At 59.4% G+C, this 15,971-nt stretch carries 15 protein-coding genes and 1 pseudogene; 9 read left to right on the top strand and 7 right to left on the bottom strand.

Features of this window, described 5'->3' with window-relative positions; all coding sequences use genetic code 11:
• Window positions 1-71 precede the first annotated feature (71 nt).
• A complete protein-coding gene (locus tag NA8A_RS23200; RefSeq protein ID WP_009452875.1) occupies window positions 72-770 on the bottom strand; it encodes an HAD-IA family hydrolase in 699 nt (232 codons plus the stop codon).
• A 122-nt stretch (window positions 771-892) separates the two neighbouring features.
• On the opposite strand from NA8A_RS23200, the gene NA8A_RS23205 reads away from it, so the two are divergent.
• The 4 genes from NA8A_RS23205 to NA8A_RS23220 all read left to right on the top strand — a co-directional run bounded on the left by NA8A_RS23205 (window position 893) and on the right by NA8A_RS23220 (window position 4,618).
• Complete coding sequence (locus NA8A_RS23205) at window positions 893-1,888, top strand: LysR family transcriptional regulator (RefSeq protein WP_009452876.1); 996 nt, start codon at window positions 893-895, stop codon at window positions 1,886-1,888.
• A 262-nt stretch (window positions 1,889-2,150) separates the two neighbouring features.
• Window positions 2,151-3,446, top strand: a complete 1,296-nt coding sequence (locus NA8A_RS23210) for a sulfite oxidase (RefSeq protein WP_009452877.1) — start codon at window positions 2,151-2,153, stop codon at window positions 3,444-3,446.
• Window positions 3,447-3,534: 88 nt separating this feature from the next.
• Window positions 3,535-4,275, top strand: coding sequence for a c-type cytochrome (locus tag NA8A_RS23215; protein ID WP_009452878.1), 741 nt, complete (start codon window positions 3,535-3,537; stop codon window positions 4,273-4,275).
• Window positions 4,276-4,279: 4 nt separating this feature from the next.
• Window positions 4,280-4,618 carry a hypothetical protein gene (locus NA8A_RS23220; protein WP_083401108.1) on the top strand — a complete coding sequence of 113 codons (339 nt, stop codon included), beginning with the start codon at window positions 4,280-4,282 and terminating at the stop codon, window positions 4,616-4,618.
• A gap of 100 nt (window positions 4,619-4,718) precedes the next feature.
• Here the strand turns inward: NA8A_RS23220 and NA8A_RS25735 are convergent, their stop codons facing one another.
• The 6 genes from NA8A_RS25735 to NA8A_RS23245 form a co-directional block, all read right to left on the bottom strand.
• On the bottom strand, window positions 4,719-4,901 hold the full coding sequence (locus NA8A_RS25735; protein WP_081581989.1) for a transposase: 183 nt from the start codon (window positions 4,899-4,901) through the stop codon (window positions 4,719-4,721).
• Window positions 4,902-4,986: 85 nt separating this feature from the next.
• Complete coding sequence (locus tag NA8A_RS23225; protein WP_051018053.1) at window positions 4,987-6,447, bottom strand: amidase; 1,461 nt, start codon at window positions 6,445-6,447, stop codon at window positions 4,987-4,989.
• A 590-nt stretch (window positions 6,448-7,037) separates the two neighbouring features.
• A complete protein-coding gene (locus NA8A_RS23230) occupies window positions 7,038-7,706 on the bottom strand; it encodes a GntR family transcriptional regulator (protein ID WP_009452880.1) in 669 nt (222 codons plus the stop codon).
• Window positions 7,707-7,755: 49 nt separating this feature from the next.
• Window positions 7,756-9,258 carry a tripartite tricarboxylate transporter permease gene (locus NA8A_RS23235; RefSeq protein WP_040673462.1) on the bottom strand — a complete coding sequence of 501 codons (1,503 nt, stop codon included), beginning with the start codon at window positions 9,256-9,258 and terminating at the stop codon, window positions 7,756-7,758.
• Between the two features lie 40 nt (window positions 9,259-9,298).
• The gene (locus NA8A_RS23240) at window positions 9,299-9,811 is read right to left on the bottom strand and encodes a tripartite tricarboxylate transporter TctB family protein (RefSeq protein WP_009452882.1); all 513 of its coding nucleotides are present in this window, start codon (window positions 9,809-9,811) and stop codon (window positions 9,299-9,301) included.
• Between the two features lie 36 nt (window positions 9,812-9,847).
• Window positions 9,848-10,828 (bottom strand): Bug family tripartite tricarboxylate transporter substrate binding protein, encoded by a 981-nt coding sequence (locus NA8A_RS23245; RefSeq protein ID WP_157174162.1) that lies wholly within the window; start codon window positions 10,826-10,828, stop codon window positions 9,848-9,850.
• Window positions 10,829-11,072: 244 nt separating this feature from the next.
• Between NA8A_RS23245 and NA8A_RS23250 the strand changes: the two genes are divergently transcribed.
• From NA8A_RS23250 to NA8A_RS23270, 5 genes and pseudogenes are all read left to right on the top strand, one after another.
• Entirely contained in the window at window positions 11,073-12,206 is a 1,134-nt protein-coding gene (locus NA8A_RS23250) for a pyridoxal phosphate-dependent aminotransferase (RefSeq protein ID WP_009452884.1), read from the top strand.
• Between the two features lie 39 nt (window positions 12,207-12,245).
• Window positions 12,246-13,028: an SDR family oxidoreductase gene (locus NA8A_RS23255; protein WP_009452885.1), complete on the top strand. Its 783-nt coding sequence runs from the start codon at window positions 12,246-12,248 to the stop codon at window positions 13,026-13,028.
• Window positions 13,029-13,036: 8 nt separating this feature from the next.
• Entirely contained in the window at window positions 13,037-13,918 is an 882-nt protein-coding gene (locus tag NA8A_RS23260) for an alpha/beta fold hydrolase (protein ID WP_009452886.1), read from the top strand.
• A gap of 6 nt (window positions 13,919-13,924) precedes the next feature.
• Complete coding sequence (locus NA8A_RS23265) at window positions 13,925-15,163, top strand: M20 family metallo-hydrolase (RefSeq protein ID WP_009452887.1); 1,239 nt, start codon at window positions 13,925-13,927, stop codon at window positions 15,161-15,163.
• Between the two features lie 285 nt (window positions 15,164-15,448).
• A pseudogene (locus tag NA8A_RS23270) lies at window positions 15,449-15,827 on the top strand (integrase core domain-containing protein); the annotation flags it as partial.
• Window positions 15,828-15,971 lie beyond the last annotated feature (144 nt).

Here is a 15,971-nt window from a genome sequence, read left to right on the forward strand (position 1 = left end):
TCTCCCGCCACAGCGAAAATGGGGGCACCGGCTCTTCCATCCGCGTATTCCTTTCCTGCGCCGGTACGCTCTCACTCTCGCTCGACGGCGTCTGCGAGGTCCTTCAGAGTCGCGAAATGGAAGTCAGGCTTTGTCAGTTCGCCGGGATGCGGCGTGCCGCCAAATCCTTCCTGGTGCATGCGGCGTTCGATCCAGCACACAGAATATCCAAGCGACCGGGCAACGCCGATATCGTGATACTGGCTTTGTGCGACATGCAGGATTTCATCCTGCTTGTACCCGAAGGTCGATTGGCGCCCCAGATTGTAGGAGAAGAAGCGAGGGTCCGGCTTCGGAAACTGTGCCTCATCAATGGTGACACCGTCGTGGAAGGGAAAGCCGAGCGTGTGGGCGTAGGCGGTGAAGGCCACCCGGTCCGCATTCGTCATGGCGACGAGCCGGAAACGGCAGCGCAGCCTGGCAAGTGCTTCGGCGGAATCCTTGAAGGCGGGCCATTTCAACACGAGGGACTGGAAAGCGTCGGCGGCACTATCATTTGCCGGGAATCCGAGCTCGTCAGCGACATGAAGATAGACCTCGCGCATAACTTCGCTGGATCGCCCGGGAAATTTCTCTCTTCCGACCAGGTAGGGCGCGAAGATTTGGTCGTCGCTCAGTCCGGAAGCCGCCGCGCCGCCAATGGCGCGAAAGCCGTCGAGAAGCCCTTTCTCGAAATCGATAAGCGTTCCGACCACATCGAATGTCAGAACCTTGAAACGCTTGAAGGACATGGGGTCAGCCTCTCTTCTGCAAGGATTGCGACCGCAGGGCGTCGCGAGAATGGCTTCAGTGAACAGAAGAGAAGAGCCCGCCGCAATTCCACAAATGGTAATCGGAGAGGTTACATAGTGTAATGGCCAATATCCGCCATCTTCTTCCTTCCATGAACGCCCTCGTCACCTTCGAGGCGGCGGTCCGATGCGGCACTTTCGCGCGTGCGGCAAGGGAATTGAGCGTCACCAGCCCGGCTGTCAGCCGCACCATAGGACGGCTCGAAGCGCATATGGGGGTAAGCCTGTTTCACCGCACGAGCACCGGAGCGGTGCTCACGGAGGAAGGCAGTGTTCTCTTCGCAAGCGTCTCGTCGAGCTTCGCCGACATAGAGAAGACGCTTCTAAAGATCAGGCGCAAGCGTCGCCCCGAATTGGAAACGGTCGTGTTTTCCGCATCGTCCGCTTTCGTGACGCATTGGTTCATGCCGCGGCTTGCGCGCTTTCAGAAGCGTTTCCCACAGGTGGATATCCGCTTTCAGCTCATTAGCGGACCGTTGGGCGGACCGACCAACGGAACGGACATCGCCATGCGCTTCGACCACGGAGGTGACACCCGTCACGTTGCGTTGCCGCTCATGCCCGAACTGCTGGTTCCGATCCAGGCTCCTCATTATCGCCAAGGAGTGGGGGACGCAGGCACCGTAATGCCGGTGATCGACAGGATCATCAGCCTCAGCGATGCGAAACCCGACTGGTCGGGCCTGTTTTCCAACCAGATGATGAATGGCAAGGTGATGGAGGGAGAACTGAGCGGCTTGCAGTTCTCGGACTATACAGTCGTGGTGCAGGCTGCCCTCCTGGGGCAGGGCGTGGCGCTTGGCTGGCTGAATGTGGTTTCGCACTTGCTTGCAAACGGCGAATTGCAACCGGCGGGTTCGGCCCTTTCGACCGGCCGGACCATCGAGCTGGTGATGTTACGTGAGCCGCAGACCACTGTGCTTTCCTGCATATGCGACTGGATCGAGGCGGAGTTTGCCTCTGATCTCAAGGATATAGATGTGAGATATCCCGCAATCGGGGCTCTGTGGCGCAATGGAAAGATGCTTGCCGGACAGGACAAGGCTTCTATCAGTTGAAACCGGTATTTTCCGAGGGTCGAATACAGATTGTTCGGCCATCGTAGAGACCCATAGGCTGGCCGGATGAAGAGACGCTGACTGCCGACATCATCCGGCTATCTTCCCGGTATGGGCACCTCGAAAACAGCTGAAAACGAGGTACCATAATCGTAGATGCCAATACGATGGAATACTATTCCTGTCCCGCACGTCATTCTGTTGACATACGCCATCAGGCGTGTCCGCCAGCCATATTTGCCAGCGCAGTGGGAGGAACCAGATGACGCGTACCACCGAAACGACAACAAACCGCAACGAAACAGCATTTGCCAAGGACGGTCATTCCGAAAGGGCCACGGAGGGGATCGTCAATTCGGGGCGCCGTGGCTTCCTGAAAAACACGGGGCTCGCAACCATGGCTGCCATGGTCGGAGCTTCGATACCGTTTCACCGCAACATGCCAGCGGGGCTGGTGCCGGCGGCGTTTGCGCAGGACAACGACGTGTTGGCCGGAAAGGACGGGTTGACGCTTCTCAACGACCGTCCGGTCAACGCCGAGACCCCGGCTGCACTGCTTGATGATGCGATCACGCCCAAGAGCCGGCATTTCATCCGCAACAACGGGATACCGCCACAGGATGTGGATCCGGAAAGCTGGAGGCTGACGATTGACGGTTTCGTCGACAACAAGCTGGAGCTTTCCATCGCCGATCTGCGCGAGCAGTTTGAAGTGGTGACGCTGCAACTGACGCTCGAGTGCGGCGGCAATGGACGCAACGCCTTCGATCCGCCGGCGAAGGGCAACCAGTGGACCTATGGCGCCGTGGCGTGCTCGGAATGGACGGGCGTTCGGCTGAAGGACGTGCTTGAAAAAGCCGGCGTCCAGTCGAACGTCGTCTATACGGCCCATTATGGCGCAGACAGCCACCTTTCAGGCAATCCCGACAAGCTGCCGATTTCGCGCGGCCTGCCCATAGACAAGGCGATGGCCGACAACATTCTCATCGCCTTTGAGATGAATGGCGAGGCACTGCACCCGATGAACGGTGCGCCGCTGCGCTTGGTGGTGCCTGGCTGGCCGGCCTCGACCGCCCAGAAATGGCTCACCCGTATCGAGTTGCGCGACCAGGTGCATGACGGCCCCAAGATGACTGGCACCTCCTATCGTGTGCCGGCCTATCCGGTGGCACCCGGCCAGGACGTTCCGGAAGAGGATTTCGTCATCATTGAGCGCATGCCGGTGAAGTCTCTTGTCACCTTCCCGGCCAACGGTGCAGATATCGGCATGGAAACGGACGTGCGCGGCCATGCCTGGTCGGGCGACCGTTCCATCAGCAGGCTGGACATTTCCATCGACTTCGGCACGACCTGGCAGACGGTCGAGCTGGACGATCCGGTCAACGACGGTGCCTGGCAGAACTGGCGTAGCAAAGTTACGTTCCCGCAGGCCGGCTACTATGAGATATGGGCACGGGCGACGGACAGCGAAGGTGACATGCAGCCTTTCGCAATCGCTTGGAATCCCAAGGGTTATCTCAACAACATGATGCATCGCGTCGGTGTCCGCGTGAGCTGATCGCACAGCGCAACGCGCTCAACCGTCATGAACCCGTGAAGCGCTGGAATCCCGCTTCACGGAACCTAATTTCATGGAGAAACGAAGAATGAAGCTTGCTCGCGTTCGGCTGGGTGTTGTCGGCCTTGCCCTGTTTGCCGCCACGCCCGCCCTGGCAGATGTTCAAGCCAGGCTGGCCGATGCCGACACCGCAAAAGGTGAAAAGACATTCAAGCGATGCTTCGCATGCCACACGATCGGGAAGGACGGCAAGAACAAGGTAGGTCCTAATCTCTACGGCATAGTCGGCAAGCCGGTTGCGCAGGTTGAAGACTATTCCTATTCGGCGGCAATGAAGGCCTATGGCGGAGAGTGGACGGTTGAGCGGCTGGATGCCTATCTGCTTCAGCCCCGCACCGAGGTGAAAGGCACCAAAATGGCGTTTGCCGGCCTCAAGAAGGAAGAGGACCGCGTTAACCTGATCGCTTACCTCAGCACGTTCGCCGACACACCGATCCAGTCCGGTGCCGCAGCGAAAGAGGCCGCCCCGGCCGAGCAGACAGCGGGCGCGGAACACTCGAAGGGCGACGTTCAGGAGATCGAAGGTGATTTCGGGCGCCTGAAAGTTGCGCCGGGGGTCGATACAACCTTTTACGCCTGTACCGCCTGCCATTCGGAGATGATTGTTGCGCAGCAGGGGCTCACCCGCGAGGGCTGGGACGAGATGCTTGAATGGATGGTCGATGAGCAGGGTATGGACGAGATTGGCGAGCCGGAGCGAACCGAGATCCTCGACTATCTGGCGACGCACTATAATGAGGACCGTCCCAATTTCCCCAAGCCGAACTAGGTGTTTGATCCCACGGCTTGATGGTGTGATCCTTTCTGCGGAATGGAAGAAAGCACTATGGGACAAGTTCGTCATGGCGGTGCTGAAATACAGCGGTCGCAAGCCATTGCCGCAAACTGTCGGCGTCGTAGGCCTTGCAGCAATCAGCCGTTTGGCCGGCGACTTCCAGCACAGGGTACTCCATCCTGATGTCGATTATATTGACAGGCGTCAGGGCGAAGGCGGCCGGTTGGCCACGATCATCAGCCAGACAATGGACTTTGCTTGTTCTTCCGCCGAGCAAAGTGCCAATTGCTTGCGCCCACGCCCCCTTTTAAGCCTTGGGCGGAGTGGTGCGCCTTGACATAGGTACTGTCGATAGAAAGCTCGTCCGGCACAGGGCCGGTCGCCGCGATCATCTCGAAGATGCGATGCCTGATGCAGCGCTGAGACCAGCGATGATATCAATTAGAGATGATCTTTGCAGGGCCGCATTCAGGAGGAACCTCCCGCCAGCGACAGCCAACCTTCAGCATACGGAGAATGCCGGATATGAACCTGCGATCAATAATGCAGGACGTGCCGAGCTGCCCGTGTGGGAGATGGGGCTCAAGCGCAGCCCGTACCTCATCCGATAGCCCAAACAAGGGGTGCTTTGCCGTTCTTCGCCTCCGATCCTCAGATCACTGGCGAAGAATCTAAGAATTTCAATCAAAGGTACAGGGCCTTATCCTAGGGCGAGACTGCGGCGGAACCGATGCCATGTGGCACCGGAGGCGGGCCTGGGAGCGGCGGATATCTTTGCGGCCACTGCGTCGCATCGTGGTAGGCAGCGCCCAGTGCCAGAACGCTGGCGTCCGCACCTGTAGTGCCGATGATCTGCATCCCGGTCGGAAGGCCCTGCGAGTTGAACCCTACGGGAACGGCGAGGGAGGGCAAGCCGATCAGAGAAATGGGAACGACAATCTCCATCCAGCGGTGGTAGGTGTCCATCTCGACGCCCGCCACGGTGCGCGGCCAGCGCCAATCGGCGGGGAACGGCCACACCTGCGCCGCCGGCATGACCAGGAAATCGTAGCGTTGGAACAGTTCCTGAGCGACCGTATACCACCGCGACCGGATTTCGCTGGCCGTGCATATGTCGTCGGCATTCCGGGCGGCCCCGCTCTCGATCTCCCAGATGGTTTCCGGCTTGATGAGATCGCGCGTGGAAGGATCGCGCCACAGTGCGCGCTTCGATCCGAAGATCGCAATCGAGCGCAGCACGGTCCATGCCTGCCAGAGCAATTCCGCCGGAAAAGACGGAGCCACCGGCTCGATATCCGCGCCAAGCTCTTCGAGCACGCGTAAGCCGCCCTCGCAGGCGTCGATTATGCCGTCCTCGCAGGAGTAGGCGCCGTCCCAGTTTCCCAGCCAGCCGATGCGAAGGCCTCGGGGATCGGCCGGGCAATGCTCGGCGAGAAAAGCGCCGCGCGGCCGGTCGAACGGAACGCCGGGATCGGGTTGCGCCAAGACATCGAGCAGACGCACGAGATCTTCCGGCGTCCGTGCCATCGGTCCCAGCGTCGCCATGGTATTAAAAAATGCATCGCCGCCCCTTTCGGAGGGAACCAGGCCCCAGGTCGGCCGGAACCCATAGACGTTGCAGAAGGCTGCGGGATTGCGCAGGCTGCCCATCATGTCGGAACCGTCCGCCAGCACTTGCATGCGCGCGGCAAGGGCTGCCGCAGTGCCACCGGAAGAGCCCCCAGCACTGCGCTCCGTGTCGTAAGGGTTGCGGGTAACCCCATAGACCGGATTGAAGCTGTGGCTGCCGTGCCCCCATTCCGGTGTGTTGGTCTTGCCGATGACGATGGCGCCCGCCTTTTTCATCCGCGCCACAGCGAGCGCATCTTCCCGAGGGACAAAGGACGCGTGGATGGGAGAGCCCCAGCTCGTGGTGATGCCATTCGTTGCAAGCAGATCCTTTATGGCGATCGGTAGCCCATGCAAGGGCCCCGAGATGGCGGCGCGGTCCATGGCGCGGGCTTCCGCCATCAGTTCATCGCGGGATCGCATCGCAACGATCGCGTTAATCGTCTCGTTGGTGCTTGCGATTCGGTCAAGAAATGCCGCCATCACTTCCGACGGGCATGTTTCGCGATCGGCCATCAACCGCATCAATGCACCCGCAGACAGTTCTGTCAGTTCCATTGCCATTACCCCTTGGGCCGCATTTTGCAAGGCGCCGGACCCTGTCATGAAGGACCGGGATGCAATCCCTAGACATGAGGTCTCCACTATGGCGTGAGATCCAGACCCAGTCTTCATGAAAGTCCATATATACGGCAGGGCAAGTCGCAGTGAAAAGCCCAACGAGAACGCCAAAAGCAGAACGTAAGTTCACTCCACTCTCCGTCGAAGACGGTATCAGGCCGGCCGGACCAACTGTCTTTTATGATCTTGGAATGGAACCGATACACGCAATCGGAGCTATGAAAAAACAGCCAATTCATGTCATTCAGTGCTGAACCGGGTGTCCAGTCTTGCAGAGACCGTGGGGGCCAGTTAAACGGCCATGCGCCGCGGTGACTTTCGGATTGTTCACTCCCCTCCTCCGGATGACGCGATTGCCACCAAAGAGAAGAACAGCAAAGTCAACGTTCGGCGCCTAGAATAGTTCATAATTTCATTGAAACGCTGAACCACTCTAACTCTTTGTTTGTCCGCATTTATGTGGACATCAGATGCTTCCCTTAGACCGCAAGATGTCCTGGGACAGATCGCCTTGAGGTGCTTTCCACCTATTCGGCCAGCATGGGGCCCTTTTGGGAAGCCATGAGATGCAGGAGGTCGCTCAAACCTTCACCGAGCAGATTGACGTGATCGCGCATTACCTCGGCCGCCACGTCTCCGTCCCCGGCAAGTATCGCTTGGACGACGTTGCCGTGCTCGACGATCGAGGCCTTCATGCGGCCAGGCTGATGCGTCACGTAACGACGGTAGGGCGCCGTCAGTGCGCGAACGGTTCCCATCTGGTCTTTCAGTATCCGGTTATGCGAAGCTTCGAGAACCAAAGCGTGAAAGCGGAGATTTTCGACGTAGAAGCCTTCAGCATCATTGGCTGCAACGAGTACCGCGCATCGTTCATGGCTTTCGACCAACTGCTCGCGCTGTTCGGGTAGTATGCGCCGGGCTGCTTGTCGGGCAGCCATGCTTTCCATTTCAGCGATCACGAAAAAGGCATCGAGCAGATCGGGAACCGAAAGCTCGGCCACACGTGCGCCCTGCCTTCCCCTCTGGCTGACGAGGCCGTGCGCCGCGAGCCATTGCAGCGCCTCGCGGACTGGCGTGCGCGACACACCGAAATGTTCGGCAAGCGAGCGTTCATCGAGCCGAGCGCCCGGCGAGCGCTCCCCGCGAACGATCTCATCTTCAAGGCGACGAGCGATTTCGCTCGCCTGGGAAGCCATGTCGGTCACCGTTCACTCCACCCTGTCGCATCCAGCAAGAAAACAGTCGCTATTTTCCCACATCGGCTTTTGCCCATTTCGGGCGCAACGCCCCAAAAACTGGATACAGCACCGCTGCGAGCGAGAGCAAGAGCATAGCCAATGCGATGGGACGCTCAACGAACACCATCCAGCTACCATCGCTCACAATCAGCGAACGACGCAGGTTTTCTTCCAGAATGGGCCCCAGGATCAGGCCGAATGCCAGCGGAGCGACCGGAATCTCGAGTCTATACATCACATAACCGACCACCGAGAAGGCAATCATGACGCCCACATCCGCCACGTTGTTGCGGATCGCAAAGGAGCCGATCACGCACAGAAGGATGATCGCCACCACGAGGATGTGACGGGGTGCCTGCATCAGTCGGATGAACTGCTTCATGAGCAGGAAGCCCATGGCCGCCGTCAGAAGAATGGCTACGAAAAGCCCCACATAGACGGATGCGACGAAATCCGCATGCTCGACGAAAAGCTGCGGGCCTGGTCGCAGACCGTGAATCAGGAGCGCACCCATGAGCACAGCAGTCATGGTGTCGCCGGGGATGCCGAGCGTCATCATGGGAACAAGCGCTCCACCGACAGCAGCGTTGTTGGACGCTTCCGGCGCCACGACGCCATCGGGAACCCCTTTGCCGAAATCCTTGCCGCGCGGAGAAAGGCGCTGTTCCTGAGCATAGGAAACCGCGACAGCAATGGCAGACCCTGCGGCTGGGATGGCGCCAACAGCGATGCCGATACCCGAGCCGCGCAGAACCGCCTTCCAGAGGCGGCGAATTTCCGCCCATGGAGGAATGATGCGGCCAATGTGACGCGTCACAGTCTTCCCGCTTTCCGAGGTCACATTCAGGTTCCGGATGATCTCGGCAATGCCGAAAAGACCGATGGTCACCGGCACAAGATTGATGCCGTTTTGCAGCGCGCTGCTGCCGAAATCGAAACGTGGCACATCCGTCAGGCTGTCGAACCCCACCATTCCACAGATCAACCCGATGCAGCCACTGAGGATGCCGAGAAAAGTTGCGCCCGGCGTAGAATAGGCGAGCAAGGTGAGGCCGAAGACGGTAGCCATCGCGAATTCCGGACTGCGAAACTGCATGGCGGCGCCGGCAACGATGGGTGCGATCAGGATCAGAGCGATAAGCCCGATCACGCCGCCGATGGTTGAGGCCCCGAGTGCATAGAACAGCGCCTCCCCCGCCCTGCCCGAGCGCGCCATTGGATACCCATCGAGCTGGGTCACGATTGCACCGGGCGTTCCTGGGATGTTGATCAGGACCGCGGAAATGGACCCGCCGAAGACGCTTGCCGAAAACACCGCCATCAGGAAGATGATCGCCTCCGACGGCGCCAGCGAAAAGGAAATCGGCAGCAGGATCGCCAGCGCCATGGTCGAGGAGATGCCCGGCAAGCAGCCGAATACGATGCCAAGCGCGGTTCCAACCACACTGAGAAGCAGCATGTAGGGATTGGAAAAGATATCGGCGAACTGTGTTACGAACTCGAAGAACACGGCCACGATCCCCTTTTATTATGGCTTTGGCTGGGCTGTCTCAGCGTAACGGAACGCCAATCCAATAGACGAAGAGCGCATAGGTCAGCGCGGTGCAGACAAGAACGCCGATAATGATCGACGTCAGTGTCGAACGTGGCGCGACACGAAATTGCTCGCGGCTCAACGCCACCATCAGGAGTCCGGAATAAACGACCGTAGCTGGAACGAAGCTCATCGTCCGGATAAGTGGCAGATAGGCCGCGAGCGAAAGGCACAGAAGGGCTGGCGCAGCCGAGCCGCGCAGAGCCGCCGCCCAATCGATGGAAAGCGGCCCCGCTCTCAGACGTTCTGCCAGGCCCATGCCTACCAGAACAAGCGCCCCAACGGTCAGAATGGAAAGAACAATTGATGGAAGAAGCCCCGGCCCCGGGTCAAGGCCAAAATCCTCCGCGAGACGGGCGTTCCCGAACTGACCATACCAGCCGAATACAGCCCACAGGCCGAAGAAAAGCCCTCTCCCCAGATGCAGGCGCGCTTTGCGCGCGCCCGCGTTTTCCGACGGATCGACCATGATCGTCTCCCACTGCGTCCGATAGCTGGCGCCGACCTACTTCTTACGAACCTTCACAAGACCAGCTTCCTCCAGGATCGGGTAGAGTTCAGCGTCGGATTTCCTGACAAACTCGGTGGTTTCCGCGGCTCCCATCGGAGTGATGACAAAGCCCATCTTTTGCGCTGCCGCCTGGAATTCAGGGTCGTTGGTGGTGTCCACAAGCATCTTTTCCAGGAGAGCCTTGCGCTCCTCGGGAACACCCTTCGGAACATAGAGTGCACGCCAATCACCGGCGACCAGGTCTATGCCAAGCTCCTCAAAGGTTGGCACGTCCGGCGCCATGAAATGACGCTCCGTGCTCATCACCCCGAGAATCTTCACGTCGCCTGCTTTGTGCTGATCGATCAACTGATGGACAGGAAGGGTCGCTGCATTGACCTCGCCGGAGACAACGGCAGCCACCGTCGGAGCATAACCTTGATAAGGAATCTTGGAGAGCTTGACGCCTGTCTTGGCCTCGAGAAGCGCGGCAGCGATATGCGATACGCCGCCTGGTGCGTCGTTGCCGTTCTTTATGCTGCCGGGCGCCTCCTTGAGCTTGGCGACGAACTCCTCCACCGAGCTCACGCCGAGATCGGAGCGCACTTCGAGCGCTGCGGGATCCGGGCCGAAGAATGCCAGATAATCGATGTCGTCGATGGCATTCGCATTCTGGTTCACATACTGGCTGGAGATGATGCTCGCTCCCAGTATGCCCACCGTGTAGCCATCCGGCTCAGCATCCGCCACGTGACGCACCCCGGTGGCGCCGCCGGCGCCGTCCACATTTATCACCGCGATGGGAACGTCCACATGCTTCTTGGCATATTCGGCGACCAGGCGCCCCGCGCGATCCATACCACCGCCAGCGGGCCAATTGACCACGAGCGTGATGGGTTCCGAGGGAAAGTCCTGCGCTGCAGCGGGCGCCATGAAGGCCCCTGTACCGAGTGCAAGGCCAAAGCCCAGCGCACTAAAAACAGACGGAATCCGCATGTTGTTCTCCATTTGAAAAGCCGGCTTTGCCGAACGTGATATTTGCCGATGCCCGGGAGAGACACCGGTCCCCTTTTTGTTATACGGCGCCATGATTGTCGATTTTGGCGTACCAATCAATAAATTCTTGTAAAAAAAACTCTGCAATGTGATATTTTGGTATGCCAAATATACGAATTGGGATACCAAATTAGCCAAGGCACGGCAAAACGGCCATACAGAGGGCGCGAGGAGATAAGCAGGCATGCGTGATTTCGAGCTTAGGAACAGCCACTTCGACCGGCTGGTCAACAACCGCGAACTTCGGTGGATGGGCCAGAACACCAATCACCATCCGGCGCACAAATCGGTGATCCAGGCAATGATCGATGCGCTGCAGAACGAGGAGTTCCACGCCTATGCGCCGCCCCTCGGCCTCGAAGAGCTGCGCAATCTCATCCTCGAGGATATAGGCATTAATGACATGTCGGCACTCGTTACCGATGGCGCGGTGCAGGGCCTCTACCATGTCTGCCGGACGCTCTGCGGCCCCGGAGACGAGTTCCTAACGACCGATCCGACCTGGGCCTGGCCAATGAAATTCGCAAAAGCTGCGGGTGCTTCGGTGGTGCAGATTCCCATCTACGGCCCCAAATTCAACTATCGCCTCTCCGCCAAACGGCTTGCCGAAGCCGTCACCGAGCGAACGAAGATCATCTATTTCGTCGATCCGAACAACCCACTCGGCTGCGCTGCGACCGAAGAGGAAATCCGCGCCATTGCCGACATCGCGCGCAACGCGGGTTGCTGGCTCATCCAGGACTGCACCTATCGCGATTTCGCCCATGACCATACGCTTGCAGCACGTTTCTATCCCGAACGGACGATCACGGTCTGGAGCTTCTCCAAATGGCTGGGATTCGCGGGCCTGCGCGTGGGCGCTCTCGTCGCTTCCCCCGACACGATCGAGATGCTGGCGGATGGCCCTCCCAACAATCTGGGTTCCAACATTGTCGCCCAGCGCGGTGCGATCGCCGGTCTGAAGGTGAAGAAGCAGTGGTTCCCGGAGGTACTGGCCGAGTTGCGCAGAAACCAGGAGATGGTACGCGAGGTTGCTGAAAGCATTCCCGGCCTCACCGTACCGGTCTATCCGTCCAACGGCAATTTCCTGGTCATCGAATGCAAGGATGCGGGCGTTCGGCCGGAAGCGATCTGCGCGGTGATGGATCGCCACAACATCATGATCCGACACGGCCGATACCACACACAGGCCTTCGGAGATCAGTTCATCAAGGTCAGTGTTTCGGTTCCAACCGCATGGGTGGAGGAATTCTGCGCCTTGCTGCCAAAAGCCGTGGAAGAGGCCCGCGGGATGAACGAGGACGTCAAGCTGTTCTGAGCGCCTTCACCTGAAAGAACGAAAAAGGAGGGATTATCCATGGATCTTCGCATGGCCGGCAAGACGGCACTCATCACTGGCGCTTCGCAGGGTATCGGCGAGGGCCTCGCGCGGACCCTGGCGGAAGAAGGCGTGAACCTGCATCTGACGGCGCGCAGCGCCGATCGCTTGGAGGAACTGCGCCGTGAGATCGTTTCGAAAAACGATGTAGAGGTTCATCTTCACCCGATGGACATCACCGGCAAAGGCTCCTGCGAACGCCTGGTGGAGGCCGCGGGCGACATTGATATCCTCGTCAACAATGCCGGCGTCATCCCGAGCGGCACCATGTATGACGTGGATGAAGATGCCTGGCGGGCAGGCTGGGAATTGAAGGTTTTTGGCTACATCAATCTATGCCGGCTGGTCTACGCGCGCCTGAAGGCCCGTGGGGGCGGTGTCATCATCAACAATATCGGCAATGGCGGCGAGGTGTTCGACCCGCGCTACATCGCCGGCGTAACGGGCAACGCGTCCCTCATGGCGTTCACCAAGGCGCTCGGCGGCGCCAGTCTCGACGACAACATCCGCGTTGTTGGCGTCAATCCGGGGCCCGTGGATACCGGGCGCATCTACAACATGCTGAAGAAGCGGGCCAAGAGCATGTATGGTGACGAGAGCCGCTACATGGAGCTTGCCGCCACCTATCCGCTCGGCCGCCCCGCCCATGTGGAAGAGGTGGTCGACACGATCGTGTTCCTTGCTTCCGACCGTTCCGGTTACACGACCGGCACGGTCGTCACCGTGGATGGCGGCATCGCTTCCCGCCGCTCGATCATCTGAGGCACGCCATGGCTCTTGTCACCACCTCCGATGGCGTCAGACTGCATGTGGAAGAAGCGGGCGAAGGCACGCCGATCCTTTTCGTGCACGAGTTCGGCGGCGACCAGCGCAGCTGGGAACCACAGGTTCGCCATTTCAGCCGCCGGTATCGCTGCATCACCTACAATGCGCGGGGTTACAGCCCCTCGGATGTACCCGCCGATGTCGAAAAATACTCGCAGAAGCGGGCCGTCGACGACATCCGCGATGTGCTCGACGCGCTTGCCATCGAAAAGGCCCATGTGGTGGGCCTGTCCATGGGCGGATTCGCCACGCTTCATTTCGGCCTCACCTATCCCGAACGCGTGCTATCGCTGGTTGTCGCCGGCGCCGGCTACGGCGCTGAAAAGGAGTTCGAGGAGTATTTCCGCGACGTTTCCCTGGAAGTCGCGCGCCAGTTCGAGGAGCAGGGTTCGGAAGCCTTCTCCCATGTCTACGGGATGGCCGCATCGCGCATTGCCTTTCTCCTGAAAGATCCCCGCGGCTGGCAGGAGTTTCGCCGGCATCTGGGCGAGCACGACGCCCTGGGTTCAGCGAACACGATGCGCGGTGTTCAGGCCCGACGCCCCTCGATCTACGATCTGGAGGAGAAGCTGAAAGCCATGACTGCCCCAACGCTGGTTCTTGTCGGTGACGAGGACGATCACTGCCTTCAGCCGGGAATCTTCATGAAGAAAACCATACAGGCCTGCGGCCTGGCTATCCTGCCCAAGAGCGGTCATACGCTCAATCTTGAAGAGCCGGCGCTGTTCAACCAGTTCATCGCAGAGTTTCTAGCCCAGGTGGAACAGAAACGGTGGCTGCCGCGCGATCCCCGCGCCAATCCCGCCCAGATCATGCGCACGGATTGACCGATCATGGCCGCGGTATCGGATTTCATTGATGGCGAGCGTTTATGGCAACGTTTGATGCAGCTTGCCCGCTTCGGCGAAACGGCAGAGGGCGGCGTCGACCGCCCGGCTCTCTCCGAAACGGAGATCGCGGCGCGGGCACAGCTCGTCGCATGGGCCGACGAGATCGGCCTCGATCCATATACCGACAGCCTGGCCAATCTCTTCCTGCGCCTAGAGGGCGAGGATCCCAACCTGCCGCCTCTCCTGATCGGGTCGCATATCGACAGCCAACCGACCGGCGGGCGCTTCGACGGGGTCTACGGAGTTCTTGCCGCGCTGGAGGTGGCGGAGGCTTTCAAGTCCTCCGGCATCGTTCTGAAACGGGCCATCGAGGTCGTCGCCTGGACGAATGAGGAGGGCTCGCGCTTCGCACCTGGGATGATGGGTTCGGCCGGCTATGCGGGTCTGCGCAGCGTGGAAACGATCCATGCGCTGAGGGATGGAGCCGGCACCACGGCCGGCGAAGCCATTGAACGCGTCCTGGCCCATGACCGCAACATTCCGCAGCGCTCGTTAAAACGGTCGGCCTTCGGCTACATCGAAGCGCATATTGAGCAGGGGCCCATTCTCGAAAACCTCGGCATACCGCTCGGGATCGTGACCGGCATCCAGGGCAAGCGCACGTTTCGCGTAACGGTGAAAGGCGAGGAAAACCATGCGGGTACCTCGCCGCGTTCGGTGCGCAAGGATGCGCTCGTTACAGCAATAGCAATCATCGACGCGTTGCAGAAAGCTGTCTGGGATCGGGAAGACGTCGTTCGCTTCACCATCGGTCACTTTGCAGTTTCGCCGAACGCGCCCTCGGTCGTGCCGGCGCGGGTGGAGTTTTCCATCGATCTGCGACATCCCGATGCGGATACACTCATCCGTCTTGGCGATCTTGTTGCACCCATCGCAAAGGGCCATACCGGTCCTTGCGCTGTCGAGGTCACGCAGCTCCTGCATGACGCGCCACTGGTGTTTGCCGAAGAGATGCGCGACCTTCTGGCACGAGTGGCCTCGGCGTCGAATTTTCCGGCAATAGAGATCGCCTCAGGCGCTGGCCACGACGCCCGGCACCTCCATGCGATCTGCCCGACGGGGATGCTTTTCATCCCGTGCTGGAAGGGCGTGAGCCACCATCCATCCGAACGCATCGAATCAGACCACGCGCTCGCCGGTGCCAAGGTTCTGGCACAAGCAGTGGAGCGGCTGGTGGGCTGAACGATTGTTTAGTCGCCACATTCGGGCTTCGCAACTGAACTGGTTTCCGGGTCACGCGCCGCGTGATTTGATCCTCCCCCACTGGAATGATCCTCCGCTATGTTTAGGAAAACGGAGGAAACACACGGCAAGCAAGCGACCGAAGCCTGAAGAGATTGTCACGAAGTTACGGCGGTTGAAGTTCTGATTGGGCAAGGCATGCCCGCGTCTGGAAGCGATCCGGCAGATGGGAGTGACTGAACAAACATTCTACTGCTGGAAGAAGAAGTACGGTGGAATGGGCACAGCCGAGAATACCTGGCGATCTGCATGGATCGAAAGCTGAACTCAGGCAACGTGATCGATGCCCTGAGTGACCTGTTCATCCTGCGCGGCATCCTATCATTCATTCGACACGACAATGGTCCGGAGTTCGTTGCCGAAGCCGTGCAGGACTGGATCAGGGCCGTCAGCGCCAAGACGGCTTACATCGAACCAGGCAGCCCTTGGCAGAACGGATACTGCGAAAGCTCCAATGCCCGCTTCCCAGACGAATTCTTGAACGGTGAAATCTTCTACAGCCTACGCGAGGCACAAATCTTGATCGAAGAATGAAGAAAACAACTAAAACACCAAGCGACCGCACAGTGCACTGAGCTACCGCACTCCGGCTCCGGAAACCATCAGCCAGATGGACCAAAGGTCAATCATGCACTAACAATCAAATTGGACCATCCAAGTGGGACTGATCACGAGCACGTTCAGGTAATGACTGACCGCGACGATTGGTACTTGGAGAACATGCAGTTGAACCGAGCCGGGTTTACCG

This window comes from Nitratireductor indicus C115 (assembly GCF_000300515.1).
Classification (GTDB): Bacteria; Pseudomonadota; Alphaproteobacteria; order Rhizobiales; family Rhizobiaceae; genus Nitratireductor; species Nitratireductor indicus.